A 15,970-nucleotide genomic window follows, 5' to 3' on the forward strand; every position below is an offset into this window, starting at 1 on the left:
TTGGCTCGTGTAGAGCAGTAAAACTCAGCGTCTTTCGATCGCATTGCGGTAACGGTCGAAGTTTTCGAGTGCGCGCCCGGTCCCGAGCGCGACACAATCGAGCGGGTCGTCCGCCGTGAACACCGGCATGCTGACCGCTTCCGCGATCACTTTGTCGAGGTTCTTCAACAGCGCCCCGCCGCCCGTCAAGACGATACCGCGGTCCATGATATCGGACGCCAGTTCAGGCGGCGTCTTCTCAAGCGTGGCACCCAACCCTTCGACGATGCGCGTCACGGGTTCTTTCAGCGCTTCTTCCATTTCCCGCGCGGTGATCGTCAAGGTTTTCGGGAAGCCGGTCACGAGATCGCGCCCGCGGATTTCCATACTTGCTTGCGCTTCCTCATCATCCAGGACAGCGGCGGTGCCGATGCCCATCTTCAGGTTTTCAGCCGTGCGCTCCCCGATGACGACATTATAGCGCTTGCGGACGTATTGCTTGATCGCCTCGTCCATCTCGTCCCCGCCGACGCGGATCGATTCACTCGATACGATGCCGCCGAGCGAGATGATGGCGACTTCCGCCGTTCCGCCTCCTATATCGACGACCATGCTGCCGACAGGTTCCCAGACCGGAAGCCCTGCGCCGATCGCTGCAGCGAAAGGCTCTTCGATTGTATAAGCTTCCGCCGCCCCGACCGCACGCGCCGCATCCAAAACTGCGCGCTGTTCGATCGAAGTCACGCCGTACGGCACACAGATCATCACTTTGCCGCCGCGCCATTTGCCCGGTGCTTTGCCGGTCGCTTCGCTGATGCAATGCTTGATCATCGCGAGCGTCGTGTCGTAGTCGGAGATGACGCCGTCGCGCATTGGCCGCATCGCGACGATATTCGCAGGCGTCCTGCCCATCATATCGCGCGCGCGCTTTCCGACAGCGACGATGTCATTCGTGCGGGTGTTCTTGATGACGATCGACGGCTCACGGAGCACGATGCCGCGCCCTTTTAAATAGACGAGCGTGTTCGCCGTCCCGAGGTCGATGCCGATATCTTTTGAAGCAATTCCAAACACATGAATCGGTCCTTTCTTATGTAAACCGGGGGTACCGGCAACAGCTTTGCGCAATACCACCCATTATAGAACATCCGGAAAAAAATATACAGTGCTACATGAACCCCTTTTCTTTCAATGAAGTGAATTGATGGTCGCCGATGATGATATGGTCGAGCAGTTCGATACCGATGATCGAGCCGGCTTCCATGAGCCGCTTAGTGACATCGATGTCTTCAGGGGACGGGGCGGGATTGCCGGAAGGATGGTTGTGCGCACAGACGATCGACGCGGTCGAGCGCCGGACAGCTTCGCGGAAGATTTCGCGGGGATGGACGATAGAGGCGTTGAGGCTGCCGACAAAAATGGTCTGCCGGTGCATCACCTGGTTTTTGATGTTGAGGAAGAGGCAGACGAAATGTTCCTGCTTGAGGGAGGTCATGTCATCCATCAAATAAGTGGCGGCGTCTTTCGGGGAGCGGATCGTGAAGCGTTCGTCGGTCTGCTTCGAGGCGAGCCTGCGCCCAAGTTCGATGGCCGCAAGCAGCTGGACGGCCTTCGCTTCGCCGATGCCGTTGATCGCTGTCATCTCTTCGATCGCGGCGTGCTTCAGTTCGTGGAGGTGCTCGAATTGCTTGAGGACACGGTTCGCTAGATGCAATACCGATTCCTCTCGTGTTCCGGTGCGCAACAGGATGGCGATGAGCTCCTGGTTCGATAAGCTCACCGCACCTTGCTTGATGAGGCGCTCGCGCGGGCGGTCGGCAATATGGACGTCACGGATCATCAGCGCCTGGTCATTTGGCATAATCATGGGCCCCTTCGACTTTGACGTAACCCTCTTGCGTCAAATGCTGGAGCAGCTTTGCGACAGGCAAGCCGACGACTGCGTTGTAATCGCCTTCGATGCCTTCGACGAATAAGCCCGACACCGTCTGGATGCCGTACGCCCCCGCTTTGTCGTAAGGGTCTTCGGTATCGGTATAGGCATCGATCCAAGATGCAGGCAATTCGTAGAAACGCACTAGCACGCTTTCATGGAACGTTACTTCTTCATCGCCTTGCCGGACAGATACGGCAGTGATGACTTCGTGGGCATTCCCCGACAGTTTGCGCAAGTATTCGGACGCTTGCTTTTTGTCTTTGGGCTTCAATAAAATCTCCCCGTCCTTTACGACGACGGTATCCGAGCCAATGACGAGCGCTCCAGGGTGGCTTGCGGCAATGTCCGCCGCTTTTTGCACAGCGCATGCGTGGACGTAATCGACCGCTGACTGGAAACCTTGCGGATCGGGTTCCGGGATAGCACTCGGCACGATCTCGAACGGGATGCCAAGCAAGCTGAGCAGTTCCTGGCGGCGCGGCGACTGGGACGCCAAAATGAGCGGGTGTTTCGATGTGAACTTCATGGAAAAAATCCCTCCTTTTTTCAAGCCATCATACCATTATCAAAAAGCGTGGGCAAAATGGCGAAATACTGATTTCCTCCCGAAACCAGCCTGTAAATCGTGATTTTCAAGACAGCGCTTTCACATGATCTTGGGTCATCCCAACTTTTTTGTCGTTTTGGTAATGTTATTGCACACTCTTCCATCCCCGTTCTAAGTGCATTCTCAAGACTTGTCAAATATTATACAAAATTAGCGCAATTGGCACTTCGTGAAATTGCTTTTCTTATGTTTCCTAAGGTTTTATAATGGGTACAGTCTTTAATTTTTTGAAAATTACTATTACACAATAATTTGATAGTTGTTTTCACAGTTTAAGTTTGAAGGGAGTTTGTCTATTTTGAAAAAACAAAAACGAGGATTGTTCCAAAAATCCCTCGACCGCATCGAAACGATCGGTAATAAACTGCCGCATCCGGTGACCTTGTTTGCGGTTCTCGCAATCATCGTCCTCGCGGTTTCCGCTTTGCTGGCGAACCTCGGCATCTCCGTCGAGCACCCAGGCCAAGAAGGCGAAATCGTGGAAGTGAAGAACTTATTGAACGCAGAAGGCATTCAATACATCTTCGCGAGCATGGTCGATAATTTCATCGGCTTCGCACCGCTCGGCGTCGTGCTTGTGACGATGCTGGGGATCGGGGTTGCGGAACGCACAGGCCTCATCTCCGCTGTCTTGCGCGGATTCGTCCTGTCGATTCCGAAATTCCTCATCACTGGCGGCCTGGTCTTCGCCGGGATCATGTCGAGTGTCGCATCGGATGCTGGATATGTCGTCTTGCCACCACTGGGCGCGGTCATCTTTATCGCACTCGGGCGCCATCCGCTTGCCGGCCTTGCCGCAGCGTTTGCCGGTGTCTCTGCCGGATTCTCTGCCAACTTGCTCTTATCGGCAACGGACGCAATGCTCGGCGAACTGACCATCGCAGCCGCGTCGATCATTGACCCGGGCTACGCTGAAGGCATGAACATCGCGATGAACTATTACTTCATCATCGTTTCCGTGTTCCTGTTGACGATCGTCGGCGCTGTCGTGACGGAAAAAGTCGTCGAACCGCGCCTGGGCGAATACAAAGGCGAGTTCCGCGAAGAAATGACCGGCCTGACAACGCTCGAGAAAAAGGGCTTGCTATGGGCTGGGATCACGGCGCTAGTCGGCGTCATCCTGACAGCGCTTCTCATCGTTCCGGAAAACGGCATCCTGCGCGGAGAAGATGGCGGCATCGTCCAATCTCCGTTCATGAGCTCACTCGTTCCGATCATCACCATCCTGTTCTTCCTGCCAGGCCTTGCTTACGGCATCGCAACGAAGAACATCAAGAGCGACAAAGACGTCGCTGCGCAAATGTCTGACACGATGGCATCGATGGGCGTCTTCATCGTCCTGGCGTTCACTGCCGGACAATTCGTCGCTTACTTCGCTGAATCGAATATGGGCATGGTGCTCGGTGTCTACGGTGCACAAGCACTGGAATCTATGAGCCTGACGGGCATCCCGTTGATCATCGGCTTCGTCATCGTCGTCGGGATCATCAATCTGTTCATCGGCTCCGCTTCCGCGAAATGGGCGATGCTTGCACCGGTCTTCGTACCGATCATGATGCAGCTCGGCTATTCGCCGGAATTGACGCAAATGGCTTACCGTATCGCCGATTCATCGACGAACATCATCACGCCGCTTATGACGTATTTCGCGATCGTTATCGCATTCGCACAGAAATACGATAAGAAAATGGGCATCGGTACATTGATCTCGGTCATGTTCCCGTACTCGATTTTCTTCATGATTTTCTGGACATTGATGTTGATCGTCTGGATGTTATTCGGTCTTGATCTTGGGCCAGCTTCACCAATCCGCTATAACGGATAATATTAAAAAAAGCGACAGAACCGATTTGGTTCTGTCGCTTTTTTGTATTTTATAAATTTAGAACGATAGTAGGAAAACACCTTTCGAAATAGCTTTGCCTTCCTTTTACGGCTTTCAAGAACTGTAAGTAAATAAAGTTTACATAATAAAGTTATAATCTACATAAATAAATTTATATACCAACCGATGAATTGCTCACCCCATAAATAAACGAGCACGGCGGACAAAGCAATCGATGGGCCGAACGGAATCGGTGTTTTACGGCCTTGTTTTCTTACCCTAAGCAAAATAATGCCGGCAACGGCGCCGATGAACGATGCGAAGAATAACGTCAGCAAAGTCCCGGCGGTTCCGAGCACGAGGCCGATGACGAAAAACAGTTTGATGTCGCCCCCGCCCATGCCGCCTTTTGACAATGTCGCAATCAACAATAACACCGAAAATCCGACTGCTGCACCGAGCAGTGAATCCCACCATGGATCGAGCGGAATGACGAAACGCAACACCAACAGCACCGCCGCAAAGGGCAATAGCACTTTATCAGGTATGAGCATATAGGCGATGTCCGAGACCGTGATGATGACGAGCATCGATACGAACAATAAACCGATGATGAGTTCTGGCGTAAAGCCGAATTTCAAGAAGACGGCGGTGAACAACACAGCGGTGATAGCTTCCATTAAAGGATAAACCCAATGGATGCTTGAACCGCATTTCCGGCATTTGCCGCGCAGGAATAGGTAGGAAAACACCGGTACGAGATCGAGCGCTGTCAACCGGCGGTCGCATGTCGTGCAATGCGACGGCGGATAAGCGATCGATTCATTTTTCGGCACGCGCAAGCCGACGACATTATAGAACGAGCCGAACGCCAAGCCGAAGACAGAAGCAAAAACGGAATATACAGCAATCATGATGTCCCTCTTTTACTAGTAGAATTTGTTAGCTATCAGTACAACTTAAATTTCCAGCTTTTTAATGTTCCGCAAAACTACTTCGCTTTCCTGCGGGCGAGCGCCAAGCCTCCTCGGAAGCTCGGCTTCCTGCGGGGTCTCAGCTGTCTCGCTTTCCCGCGGGAGTCTCAGCAGTTTTGCTGTATAGAGTAGATTTCATTCTGTAATTCAGGATGGTTTGTAATTATATTGAAACTATAAAGTAAGGGTTACCCAGTAAATGAAGAAAAGGAAATCGCGATGATTTCCTTCACTCTTCCCCTAATGCACTTTCTTCGACCGTGACGTCAACATCGACATCCACGTCGGAATCTATTTCTTCTTCATTGTCATCAGCGTATTCCGTGCCATCGTTCGCCGGCAGCGGGTCTTTTTTATCTGCAGGCGCCGGTGCATCGATTTTCGGGACGGTGTCTTCCAAGGCGAGGAGGTCTGGGCGGTAATACGCCGCAAACGACAGCGTTACTTGCAGCCGTTCGGTTTCTTCGACGACTTCCCGCACTTCCGGATTGGCGCCGAAATTGATCGACTCGATGACGAGTATGCGTTCCATTTCCTCGATTTCAGAAATGAAGTCCGTAATTTCGTTATAGTTTTCTGCCGTAAACGCGACAGTGGTTTCCACTTCTTTCAAATTCTCTAATCCTTCAACCGGCACCGGAAGTGCGACGTCTGCTTCTGCGAGCTGGATCGCTTCGACGCGTGTTCCCGAGATGAGCTCCGCTTCTTCAATCTGCAGCACCATCAACTCGGACAGCGGATCAATCGATACTTTCTTCTGCAGTTCAAGGGTGCTGACGGCTTCGCCTTCCGGCAATTCCTTCACTTGCGTCTGCAACGCCATCAACACGTCGCGCTCCGAGCGCAAGGATTGTTGGGCTTGTTCACGTGCTTCTTTCGCGGGTGCATACATCAAGAAATAAGAATAAAATACGAGGGCCAATAGGAACAAGACGGCGAGTGCGATGAGCGCTTTTTCTTTTTGGCTTTTTGTCATGCTGCTCATGCTGCTTCATCTCCCGATTCTGCATCGTCTGTCTCGACATCCACATCGACTTCAACATCGGTTTCTTCCGTCTCTGTTGAATCTGCTGGTTGTTCGGCCGGTTCGTCAGTTGGTGCCGCTTCGTCCACCACTTCACCTTCTGCTTCTTCACCTTCTACCGGGATGCGTTCGTCCTGGAACAAGAGCGTGTAAGTCGCCAAATAGCGCGGCTTGCTCGGGTCGACAATGATTTCCTCTTCTTCTGCTTCGTCAAAAATTTCAGTTGCGACGTTATCGAGTGTCGCGGACGCCAGAAGTTCAGATGCTTTCAGCTGAGCCAAATAATAAGCCGATTCACGTGATGAGTCGAACTGGACGACTAGCTGCGCCTGGTCGAGGCCGGTGTAGGAGAAAGTCTGGAAAAAGCCGCGCGCTGGAAGCAGTGACACAAGTTCTTCCAAAAGCGGAATCGTATCGAATTGGTAGCTTTCCGCCCATTCGACGGTCGCCTGCAATTGCTGTTCTTCGTTCATGCCTTGTCGCGCTTCGAGTTCACTGCGGATCTGTGCCTGTTCGGCCATGACGCCTTGTGCCTGGGCTTGCAATGCCTGTTGTTCATTCGCTTCGGCCCGTGCCATCATCGCAAAGACTGCCCAGATGATAATCGCCAATAATAAAATCGCGACCGCCGCGATTAAAACAGCTGGCCGGTCGCGTTCTTTTTGTGGAAGTAAATTAATATCGACTAACATGCCTACACCTCTTTCAACGCCAGGCCGATTGCCCGGTTAAAGCGCGGCGGCACGATTTTGCCGTCCGCTTCGATGCCGTCCTTGACGAGCGGCTCGACGTCTATCAGGAACCGGTCGGACAAGCGACCGCAAAATGCGTGCCAATCGCCGAACTCCCCGTTGCAGATGACTTTCGTGATGCCTTGCTCGCCTTCATTCATATTATAACGGTAGAAATTTCCGAGCTTTTCAGCTTCTTCTTCGACAGCCGCAAGAAGTTGCGTCGGATCTTCCGGGTCGGCGACGAGCACATCAAGGTCGACCGGCCGCATGAACATCGGGAAATGTTCATGGAAAATCGACACCGTCATTTTCTTGCCTTGCATATCGATGAGCATGATGTGTTCATCTTCCGGGAAATCGTGTTCGAGATACGCCAAGCGGTAAAGTGCGAGCGGCGTAATATCGGCGACAAGCGGTTTCAGTTTGGCACCGTCGAATATGTCTTCGTAATCTTTGATAATCGATTCTTTCGATGCGATGATGATCGCTTCCGGTTCGTCGGAATCCAAATGGTAAGGCACCACATCGAATACTGGGTCTTCGAACGGCAAATACAAAGTGGATCCGATTTCGATAAAGAAATGCCCTTTTAATTCGTCAGCTTCGACGTCTTCGGGGTAAGGGACTTTGCGGATGATAACAAATTCGTCAGGGGCGAGGAATCGGACTGACTTTTTGGAGAGACCCCACTGATCGACCGCCTTACCGAGTTCCACAGAGAGCGCTTCTGGGTCTGCGATTTTGCCGCTGTCCATGATGCCTTTCGGAAGAAACAATTCTTCCGCCTGGATCAAGGACACCGGCTCCGCAGACTTCAGCTCAACATAGCGGATTGCATCTTCTTCTATCGTAATCGTCGCTACGCGCGCTTTTTTCTGGAAAAACGGTAAAGCCATTTGATCAGCTCCTAAATCAATTATTGATAATTAAGTACCGTCACCGGAAGATGTTGCTGTTCCAATTGTAAATCCACTTTCATTATCATCGCTGCCCTTTTTCGTATCATCATTAATTTCTTTTAGGGTAGCATTAGTGAAAGTGACAGTCTTGTCACCGGAGTAAATTACTGCTGTTGGCGATGTAATTTTTATAGGATTTACATTATCTACAAAAGTATCCTCACCCAGTTCACCTTCAGACTCTAAGAAACCATCATCAATAAGTTTTTCAACAGTAACCTTATCATCATCCGAATTTTCCGTGAAGTAAATATTTGCTGCACTCAATACATTTGTAGCATCCGATTTAACCGCACTATAACGACTATTCTCAATAATATTCCCAATCGCCGGAATCGCAATTGCCGCGATGATTGCGATGATGACGATTACTGCCAATAGCTCGATCAGCGTCATCCCTTTTTGGTCTTTCAATTTCTTCTGAAGAAATTTCTTCATTCTCTTTTTCCCCCTATCATTTTGTTAAGTAAGTACCAATTCCAGTACAGTCTAATTATATCAATGGTCACAGATTACACAATATCTTTTTAATATTTTTTTAGAAATATTTTCTTTTTATTTTCGCTAAAATGCCTACAAATTATCTACGTTATTAAACATCTCGAACATTGGCATCATGATTGCAAGGACTATGGTCCCGACGAGAGCGGCGAGAACGACAATCATCAGTGGTTCGATTAAAGCTTTCAACCGGTCGGTTTCCGCTTCCACTTCTTTCTCGTAAAATTCCGCTACTTTGGCAAGCATATGATCCAGCGAACCGGTCTGTTCGCCGATCGCGATCATATGCGGGATGAGCGGCGGGAATGCCCAGTGCTGCTTCATCGGCGCCGTCAGCGAGCCCCCGCGCTCCAACGAATCGCGTGACGCGAGCAGCACTTTCGACATGACCGCATTGCCGACGACTTTTTCGGTCATTGTCATCGCCTGCAGGATCGGCACCGAACTGGTGAACAAGGAACTGAGCGTCCGGGTGAGCCTCGCGAGCGCGGACTTCTGCAGGAGCTTCCCGAAAATCGGTATTTTAAGCACGACTGTATCAAGTACCATGCGCCCTTGTTCGCTCCGTTTCATCACCCAAATCGTGCCGGCGAAAATCAGGACAAACAATATAAGTAGATACCAATACTGGACGGTGAATTCACTCGCTCCCATGACGAGTTGCGTAACGAGCGGCAACTCCCCGCCGAAGCCTTGGAACATGTCGACGAACATCGGCACGATTGTCGACAACAGGAAAATGACAACGCCAATTGCCAAGATACCAACGACGACCGGATAGCTCATCGCCGAGATGACTTTTTGTCTCGTTTGGTAGGCTTTATCATAATGCGTTGCAAGACGGTCGAGTGAGTCGTCGATATTCCCGGACAGTTCCCCGGCGCGCACCAAGTTGACCGTCAAGGGTTCAAAAATCTTCGGATATTTCGACAGCGAATCGGATAAGGAATTCCCTTTCCGCAATTCTTCTTCGATTTCAGCTAGCGTTTTACGCAACTGTTTTGATTCGACTTGCTGGGACAGGATCTTTACCGAATCAACGATGGTTACTCCGGCACGCATCAAGGTTGAGAACTGGCGCAGGAACATGATGAACTGGTCACGCTTGACCGGGCTGCCGAAGCTGATGTCTTTTTGCAAGGCGCCGACCGGCACTTCACGGATATCGATGACGCGTATCCCTTCTTCACGCAGCTTTTGCACCGCTTCCCTGCGGTTCGCTGAAGTGACGTAGCCGGCGCGGATTTTTTTCCGGTCGCGTCCTTCGTATTTAAAGCGCGCCACTTACTCTTCGCCCCCGATCAAATAAGGTGCCGCGATCTGTTTCGTGATGCGGCCTTTATTGAGCAGTTCCTGGACCGATGTTTGCATGAGATGCATTCCCGCCGCCCGGTTCGTCAAGATGACGTTCGGGATCTGGTGGACTTTCTCGGTACGGATCAAGTTGGCGATCGCCGTGTTGTGGATCATGATTTCAGTCGCGGCGACGCGCCCTTTGCCGTCCGCTGTCGGAAGCAGCCGCTGCGAAATGACCGCTTTCAGGATGCCGCCGAGCTGCGTGCGGATTTGTGCGTGCTGCTCAGGCGGAAACACATCGATGATCCGTTCAACGGTCGATGCGGCGCTCGAGGTGTGGAGCGTCCCCATGACCAAGTGGCCGGTTTCCGCTGCGGTGATCGCGGTCGTGATCGTTTCGAGGTCACGCATCTCTCCGACCAGTATGACATCCGGGTCTTGACGCAAGGCAGCGCGCAGGCCGTTGGCAAATGATTTCGTATCGAACCCGACTTCACGCTGGTCGATGACCGAGGATCCGTGCTTGTGCATATACTCGATCGGGTCTTCAAGCGTGATGATGTGCTTTGTCATATGTTCATTCATATGGCGGATCATCGCCGCCAGAGTCGTCGATTTACCGGAACCGGTCGGGCCGGTGACGAGGATCAAGCCTTGATGTGTATCGGATAATTTCTTCAAGGTATCCGGCATTTTCAAATCGTCGATCGACGGGATGACCGTCGGGATCGTCCGGAAGGCATGCGAAATGGAACCGCGCTGGTGGAACGAGTTGACACGGAAACGGGCGACGCCTGGAATCGAGTAGGAATAATCCATCTCGCCTTTTTGCAGGAACGTGTCCCATAGGCTTTCCGGCATCAAGGCTTTCGCGATCGCTTCGGTATCTTCCGGCAACAGCCGCTCCTCCCCGTAGCGCTTGAGCGATCCGTGCATGCGGAATACCGGCGGGATGCCGGTCGTCATATGGATATCGGAGACGCCCAGTTCACGCGCTGCGGTCAATACTTTATCGATAAAATCAATTGCGGTTTCAGTCATATTAGTCACTCATGGCAACGCGGAGCACTTCTTCCGTCGTCGTCATGCCCTCCTTTACTTTTAATAAGCCATCATCAATGAGGAAAATTGTTTTATTGGCAACGGCGATCTTGCGGATCTCGGCAGCTGAACCACCGCGGTTGATGATGTCTTTCATCGCGTCATCGACGACTAGCACTTCGTGGATCGCCATGCGCCCTTTATAGCCGCTCATATTGCATTGCGGGCAGCCGGTGCCGCGGGAAATCGTATCGATCGACAGTCCCCTTCTTGCGAAAATCTCTTTCTCGCGCACGGTCGCCGGCTGGGTTTCGCGGCAATCGCGGCACACGCGGCGGATCAATCGCTGGGCGATGACGGCATTGAGCGAAGCGGTGACGAGAAACGGTTCGATGCCCATATCCATGAGGCGCGTGATCGATGCGATCGAATCATTCGTATGGATTGTACTGAGCACCAAATGCCCTGTCAGCGAGGCACGGATCGAAATGTCCGCCGTTTCCTTGTCGCGTATCTCGCCGACCATGACGATGTCTGGATCCTGGCGCAGAATCGAACGCAGCCCTGCCGCAAAGCTCAAGCCGACATTCGAGTTCACTTGGATCTGGTTGATGCCTTCCAATTGATACTCAACCGGGTCTTCGACGGTGATGATGTTGACTTCCTCGGAATTCAGCTTATTGAGCGCTGCGTATAAAGTTGAAGATTTTCCTGAACCGGTCGGGCCTGAAATCAAGACGATGCCGTTCGGTTTGTCGATTTCGTGCATAAAGCGTTCCATATTGAGCTCGTTGAAACCGAGCTTCGAGATATCGGTCAAGTTCTGGCTCAAGTCCAGGATCCGCATGACGATTTTCTCTCCGAAAACGGTCGGCAACGACGACACACGCAAATCGATTGCCCGGAAGTCGACGGTCGTCTTGATACGGCCATCTTGCGGGATGCGGTTTTCGGTGATATCGAGATTGGCGAGAATCTTGATGCGGGCGGTGACCATCTGCTGCATCGTCTTCGGCAATACCCGTTCGGTCCGGAGCGTCCCGTCAATCCGGTAACGCACCACTAATTTGCTTTCGTGCGGGTCGAGATGGACATCAGAAGCTTTCATCGCGACCGCATTCGACAACAGCTGATTGACGAGCCGCACGATCGGCGCATCAAGGTCGGTCAATTCGTCCGCCTTATCTTCTTTGGCGTCCGGCATTTCCTCGAGCAGTTCATCGTATGATTCTTCTTCGTAATACTTGGCGATTGTTTTCATGATGTCTTCTTTGGACGCGATCGTCGGTTCGATCTGGAAGCCTGTCGCCAAACGCAAATCATCGATCGTGATGAAATCGGTCGGGTCGGTCATCGCGATAAACAAGCGGTCTCCTTCCGTTTTCAAGGGCACGAGCAACTTACGCTTCGCGAATTCCTTCGGTACGACGTTGAACAGCATCGGGTCGAATGGATAGCGGAACAGCGAGACATGCGGAATGCCGAGCTGCACTTCGAGCGTTTCGATCAATTGCTGTTCGGTGATGAGCCCGCGCGTCAATAAGGCGTCCCCGAGTTTCTGGTCAGTCTGTTTCGAATCGAGCGTCCCTTGCAGATCGTCTTGTGTCAATAAACCTTGCTCGACGAGAATATCGCCGAGCCTTCTCCGTTTAATTACCATTCAAATCCCCCTTGCTCTCTCGTCACTTATCGACCCGTTCCCCCGCTTTGTCGTAAACGGGTTCATCGCCTGCCGATGGGCCGTTCTCTTTTTCTTCATTATCGTTTTCGTCATCTGTATCGGATTCTGAATCCTGATCCGTCTCGCCAGGCACAGTAATTGTGCCTTCTTCATCTACAACAGCCGTGCCGTCTTCTGCATTTTGTTCTGCCGGGTCATGGATGCCGTTGTTATTTTCATCGATAAATCCTTCATCTCCAGGTTGCGGAACCGGTTGCCCGTCCGCATCTGTCGCTGGCGCTTCCGGTTTGGCCAATGGATACACTTCAATGCGGTGGACCGGCGGATAGAAATCGCTCGACACCGGTTCGACGCGCACTTCTTTATCGCCTTCCAAAACGCTTCTCACCACTTCGATGCGTTTGCCGTCGCGGCCTTCTTCGCGCACTTGTTTGCCGCTCGAGACGAACGCGCTGTATTGCTTGATGAGGCGGGGCTCGACTTCCTTATCGCTTGCCGCCGAAATATAATACGTGTGGACAAACGGCTGCCCGTGGATCGATGCCGTCAGTTCGCCGTTTTCCAAATAGACATTCAATGCGAACGAACTTGCATTCGGGTTGGAGAAAGAGAAATCGACGCCCAATGAACGGTTGATCGCCGCTTCTTCCCCAGCCGGCACATTTTCCGGCAATTGTTCTCCGATGCTGCGCTGTTCGATGAGGAAATTCGTCCGCAATACGGCCCCGTAAATGGCCGAGGCGATTTCCGTCAGTTCCGCATCCGTCGCTTCCAGCAAGGTCAATTCTTTCAGCATCGGCAAAAACGCGAATTGCTCATTCGGGCCGATCACTTTGCCATCGAGCGCTTCGATCACTTCTGCTGCGCCAATGCTGTTGATGCTATGGGAGAAACTTGATTGCGCGACAAGGTCTGGGCGCATTTCTAGCGAGTCGCTGCTGATGTCGACACGCGTCACCGACTGCCCGCCTTCAAGTGCCGTTTCCAGCTGTTGGTGGATGTTCGCGATATCCGCTTCCGTAAACGGCACATCGTTGAATTGTTTTTTCAGGAATGACCGCGTCGTCGTTTCCGATAAATCGAAAACAAAATCGTTCTGCGCGCCGCTTTGTGCTCTTGCCAAAGTTTCATCCAGTGAGATTTCCACGTCTTTCAATGGGTATTTCGCTGTCGCATCCAGATACGTCACATGCAGTTCCGAGGATTCCCGCACAGCGGAAGCCTGGCTCAAGAACAAAGTCTTGGCATCCGCGACTTCCATATTCGAGACATCGGTCGTGCCAATATAGGTGTAGTCGCCGTATTCCGCTGACGGGAACACCCATTCATCGACTGCATACGCGCCGGCATTCGCCGTGCCAAACACGACAAGGGCGGCTCCGAATACGCCGCCGAACACTTTTCCGAATTGCTTATTGTCCATCTTAATTCCCCTTTCCGACCGGGCCGATGGACTCCATGCCAAATACCTTCTCGGATTTCTCTTGAACTGGTTCTGTTTTTGGTTCCGGCGCCTTTTCGGCTTCCTTTTCCGGCTTCACCGGTTTCGGTGATTCCACTGCTTGCTTCTTACGGTCTTTGCGCTCTTGCTTCAAGCGCTCTTTTTCCTGTTGCTCGCGCTCTTCTATTTTCATGAAAAGAAGTGCTGTCACAAGCGACAGGCCGAGAATCGCGAGCAGGCTCATATGCCAGGCGAAATCCCCCTGCATCCAAAGCGCCACAGCTGCCGCTAAAAGGCTGCCTACTGCCACGATATATGTCTTTTTCTTATTCTCTATTTTCTTGAAAAAGACCACTCCTGCCATGACTACCGCTGCGATCATGACCCAAATCAATAGTTTAACCATTACTCTTCCCCCTACACCTTGCTCATTTCTTCATTAATACTCGACTTCCAGGCCGAAGCCGGATCCGATCGGCTCTGGAACCGAGACATCGATCGGGACAATCTTGCTTTCTTTCATCGAGATGCCGCAGTTTTCCAGGAATGTTGAATAATCATTGAATCCAGTTACATAGATACTGGTCATAGTTTTTTGTTCACCATTTACATTAACCATCCGATGTTGGTCCTGAGCATTCAGCAATTCAAACTTTTTATTTGTATCTGATGAATAGTATATTAAATGCCCACTGTCTGAAAATGTCACTTCTTGCCCAAGCCTCTGTAAATCATTTTCGTTAATTCGGTCGATGTCTAAACAAAAGTTCGAATGATTCGATACTTCGATATGATTCTTCCATTCAAGTCGCGCATATCTATCCTCTTCTTTATAGCCGAGAACTAAAAAGTTTGTATTGAACATATTTTTTAAGTTGACGTCGACATCAAGTTCTTTCACAACGATAGTTTGCTTTTCTCCATTTTTACCGAGGTTGATGATGTTGTTTCCTACTGACAACTTGCCATTTACGAACAAATTGGCATTAACCAAATTATTCATATTGTTCATTGCCCCTACATCATTTTGATTCACCACGATATTTATGCCTTGAAAGTCGGTATTATTACAGTTCGGTTTGCATACAAATCCTACATAATTGTCTGTGTAAACACGAAAATCTTTCGGGTCCATGTCGTCATCCAAAGATTCCAGAAAATCTTTTAACGTTTCTGTGCTGCTCGCTTTACATTCGTATGGCACTTTAGCTGTGTCGTTTCGCACTGCCGTTAAGAGCTCCTCGCATGAAATGGTCGGTGGGTCTATTGAAAACACCTTGTCATAAGTTAAATCTTCATCTTCAGCAATGACGACCGTATTGATTTTTCGGGTTTCAGTAGCATCCAGAAAACTGTCCGGAATCTCCACTTGGAAAATTGCGGTTAGTTCTTTTTGATTGTCGATTGCCCGCCCTTCGACATTTAACTCGATTTTTACCCATTTCACGTTTTTATCGATTATGTGCAGATCGTCGACGTCATTTTGAGAAGCATTCAATTTCACTGCAGAGGCTGATTTTACGTGATATTGTAACTGCTCTCCCGCAAACGGCACTTCCTCACCTGCCAGTTTCAGTTCATCTAGCTCATTGCTTTTTTCGAGAATTTTTTGAACGTATAGCTCTTTCATATCTTGGTCGATATCTTCTTCCCAGGCTGTACGTTCCAATTCACTGTCGCAGGTCGCGCCAAGCGGCAGTTCAATACAAGCAATAAGCTCATTCAACCTAAGTTGGGTTTCTTGCTGCATTTCTTCCTTCAACAATTTCAGTTCACGTTCAAAATCCGAACTATAATAGATGGTTCCCATTTCTGCGGCCGCTACTGCCTGATTTCCGGTATCGACGACTTTTTCCTGTTTGGCGTGATTCAAGGAGCCGGCCATGAATGTCGCGGCTAAACTCATGAACAGCACGATGATGAGCAGGACGATGACAAGCGCATAGCCTTTTTCGTTCTTTACATTTTTCAT

15 protein-coding genes are annotated in these 15,970 nt (G+C 50.8%); 1 reads left to right on the plus strand and 14 read right to left on the minus strand.

The features are described 5' to 3' along the window. Positions 1-24: 24 nt before the first annotated feature. From DP119_RS07855 to DP119_RS07865, 3 genes are all read right to left on the minus strand, one after another. Positions 25-1,053, minus strand: coding sequence for a rod shape-determining protein (locus DP119_RS07855; protein ID WP_112232491.1), 1,029 nt, complete (start codon positions 1,051-1,053; stop codon positions 25-27). A gap of 94 nt (positions 1,054-1,147) precedes the next feature. Further along, positions 1,148-1,840: a RadC family protein gene (radC, locus tag DP119_RS07860; protein ID WP_112232493.1), complete on the minus strand. Its 693-nt coding sequence runs from the start codon at positions 1,838-1,840 to the stop codon at positions 1,148-1,150. Beyond that, positions 1,830-2,441, minus strand: coding sequence for a Maf family protein (locus DP119_RS07865; RefSeq protein ID WP_112232496.1), 612 nt, complete (start codon positions 2,439-2,441; stop codon positions 1,830-1,832). Before DP119_RS07865 ends, radC begins: the two co-directional genes overlap by 11 nt. Before the next feature lie 379 nt (positions 2,442-2,820). Between DP119_RS07865 and DP119_RS07870 the strand changes: the two genes are divergently transcribed. After that, positions 2,821-4,347 (plus strand): AbgT family transporter, encoded by a 1,527-nt coding sequence (locus tag DP119_RS07870; RefSeq protein WP_112232498.1) that lies wholly within the window; start codon positions 2,821-2,823, stop codon positions 4,345-4,347. Positions 4,348-4,505: 158 nt separating this feature from the next. Here DP119_RS07870 and DP119_RS07875 read toward each other — a convergent pair whose 3' ends face one another. The 11 genes from DP119_RS07875 to DP119_RS07925 all read right to left on the minus strand — a co-directional run bounded on the left by DP119_RS07875 (position 4,506) and on the right by DP119_RS07925 (position 15,970). Then, positions 4,506-5,261, minus strand: a complete 756-nt coding sequence (locus DP119_RS07875) for a prepilin peptidase (protein WP_112232500.1) — start codon at positions 5,259-5,261, stop codon at positions 4,506-4,508. Positions 5,262-5,550: 289 nt separating this feature from the next. Further along, positions 5,551-6,306 (minus strand): type II secretion system protein M, encoded by a 756-nt coding sequence (locus DP119_RS07880; RefSeq protein WP_112232502.1) that lies wholly within the window; start codon positions 6,304-6,306, stop codon positions 5,551-5,553. Continuing rightward, positions 6,303-7,037, minus strand: coding sequence for a fimbrial assembly protein (locus DP119_RS07885; RefSeq protein ID WP_112232504.1), 735 nt, complete (start codon positions 7,035-7,037; stop codon positions 6,303-6,305). The genes DP119_RS07880 and DP119_RS07885 overlap by 4 nt, the downstream gene beginning before the upstream one ends. Before the next feature lie 2 nt (positions 7,038-7,039). Further along, positions 7,040-7,975, minus strand: a complete 936-nt coding sequence (gene pilM / locus DP119_RS07890; protein WP_112232506.1) for a type IV pilus biogenesis protein PilM — start codon at positions 7,973-7,975, stop codon at positions 7,040-7,042. A gap of 30 nt (positions 7,976-8,005) precedes the next feature. Then, complete coding sequence (locus DP119_RS16030) at positions 8,006-8,476, minus strand: prepilin-type N-terminal cleavage/methylation domain-containing protein (RefSeq protein ID WP_112232508.1); 471 nt, start codon at positions 8,474-8,476, stop codon at positions 8,006-8,008. 135 nt (positions 8,477-8,611) lie between these two features. Beyond that, positions 8,612-9,823 carry a type II secretion system F family protein gene (locus tag DP119_RS07900; RefSeq protein WP_112232510.1) on the minus strand — a complete coding sequence of 404 codons (1,212 nt, stop codon included), beginning with the start codon at positions 9,821-9,823 and terminating at the stop codon, positions 8,612-8,614. Continuing rightward, on the minus strand, positions 9,824-10,876 hold the full coding sequence (locus DP119_RS07905) for a type IV pilus twitching motility protein PilT (protein WP_112232512.1): 1,053 nt from the start codon (positions 10,874-10,876) through the stop codon (positions 9,824-9,826). It lies immediately after the preceding gene. Between the two features lies 1 nt (position 10,877). Beyond that, the gene (locus DP119_RS07910; protein ID WP_205853855.1) at positions 10,878-12,536 is read right to left on the minus strand and encodes a GspE/PulE family protein; all 1,659 of its coding nucleotides are present in this window, start codon (positions 12,534-12,536) and stop codon (positions 10,878-10,880) included. Between the two features lie 22 nt (positions 12,537-12,558). Next, positions 12,559-13,980, minus strand: coding sequence for a VanW family protein (locus DP119_RS07915; protein ID WP_112232514.1), 1,422 nt, complete (start codon positions 13,978-13,980; stop codon positions 12,559-12,561). A gap of 1 nt (position 13,981) precedes the next feature. Next, entirely contained in the window at positions 13,982-14,404 is a 423-nt protein-coding gene (locus DP119_RS07920) for a hypothetical protein (protein WP_112232515.1), read from the minus strand. Between the two features lie 33 nt (positions 14,405-14,437). Further along, positions 14,438-15,970 (minus strand): hypothetical protein, encoded by a 1,533-nt coding sequence (locus DP119_RS07925; RefSeq protein ID WP_112232517.1) that lies wholly within the window; start codon positions 15,968-15,970, stop codon positions 14,438-14,440.

Source organism: Planococcus maitriensis (genome assembly GCF_003289925.1).
In the GTDB taxonomy this organism is placed as follows: Bacteria; Bacillota; Bacilli; order Bacillales_A; family Planococcaceae; genus Planococcus; species Planococcus maitriensis.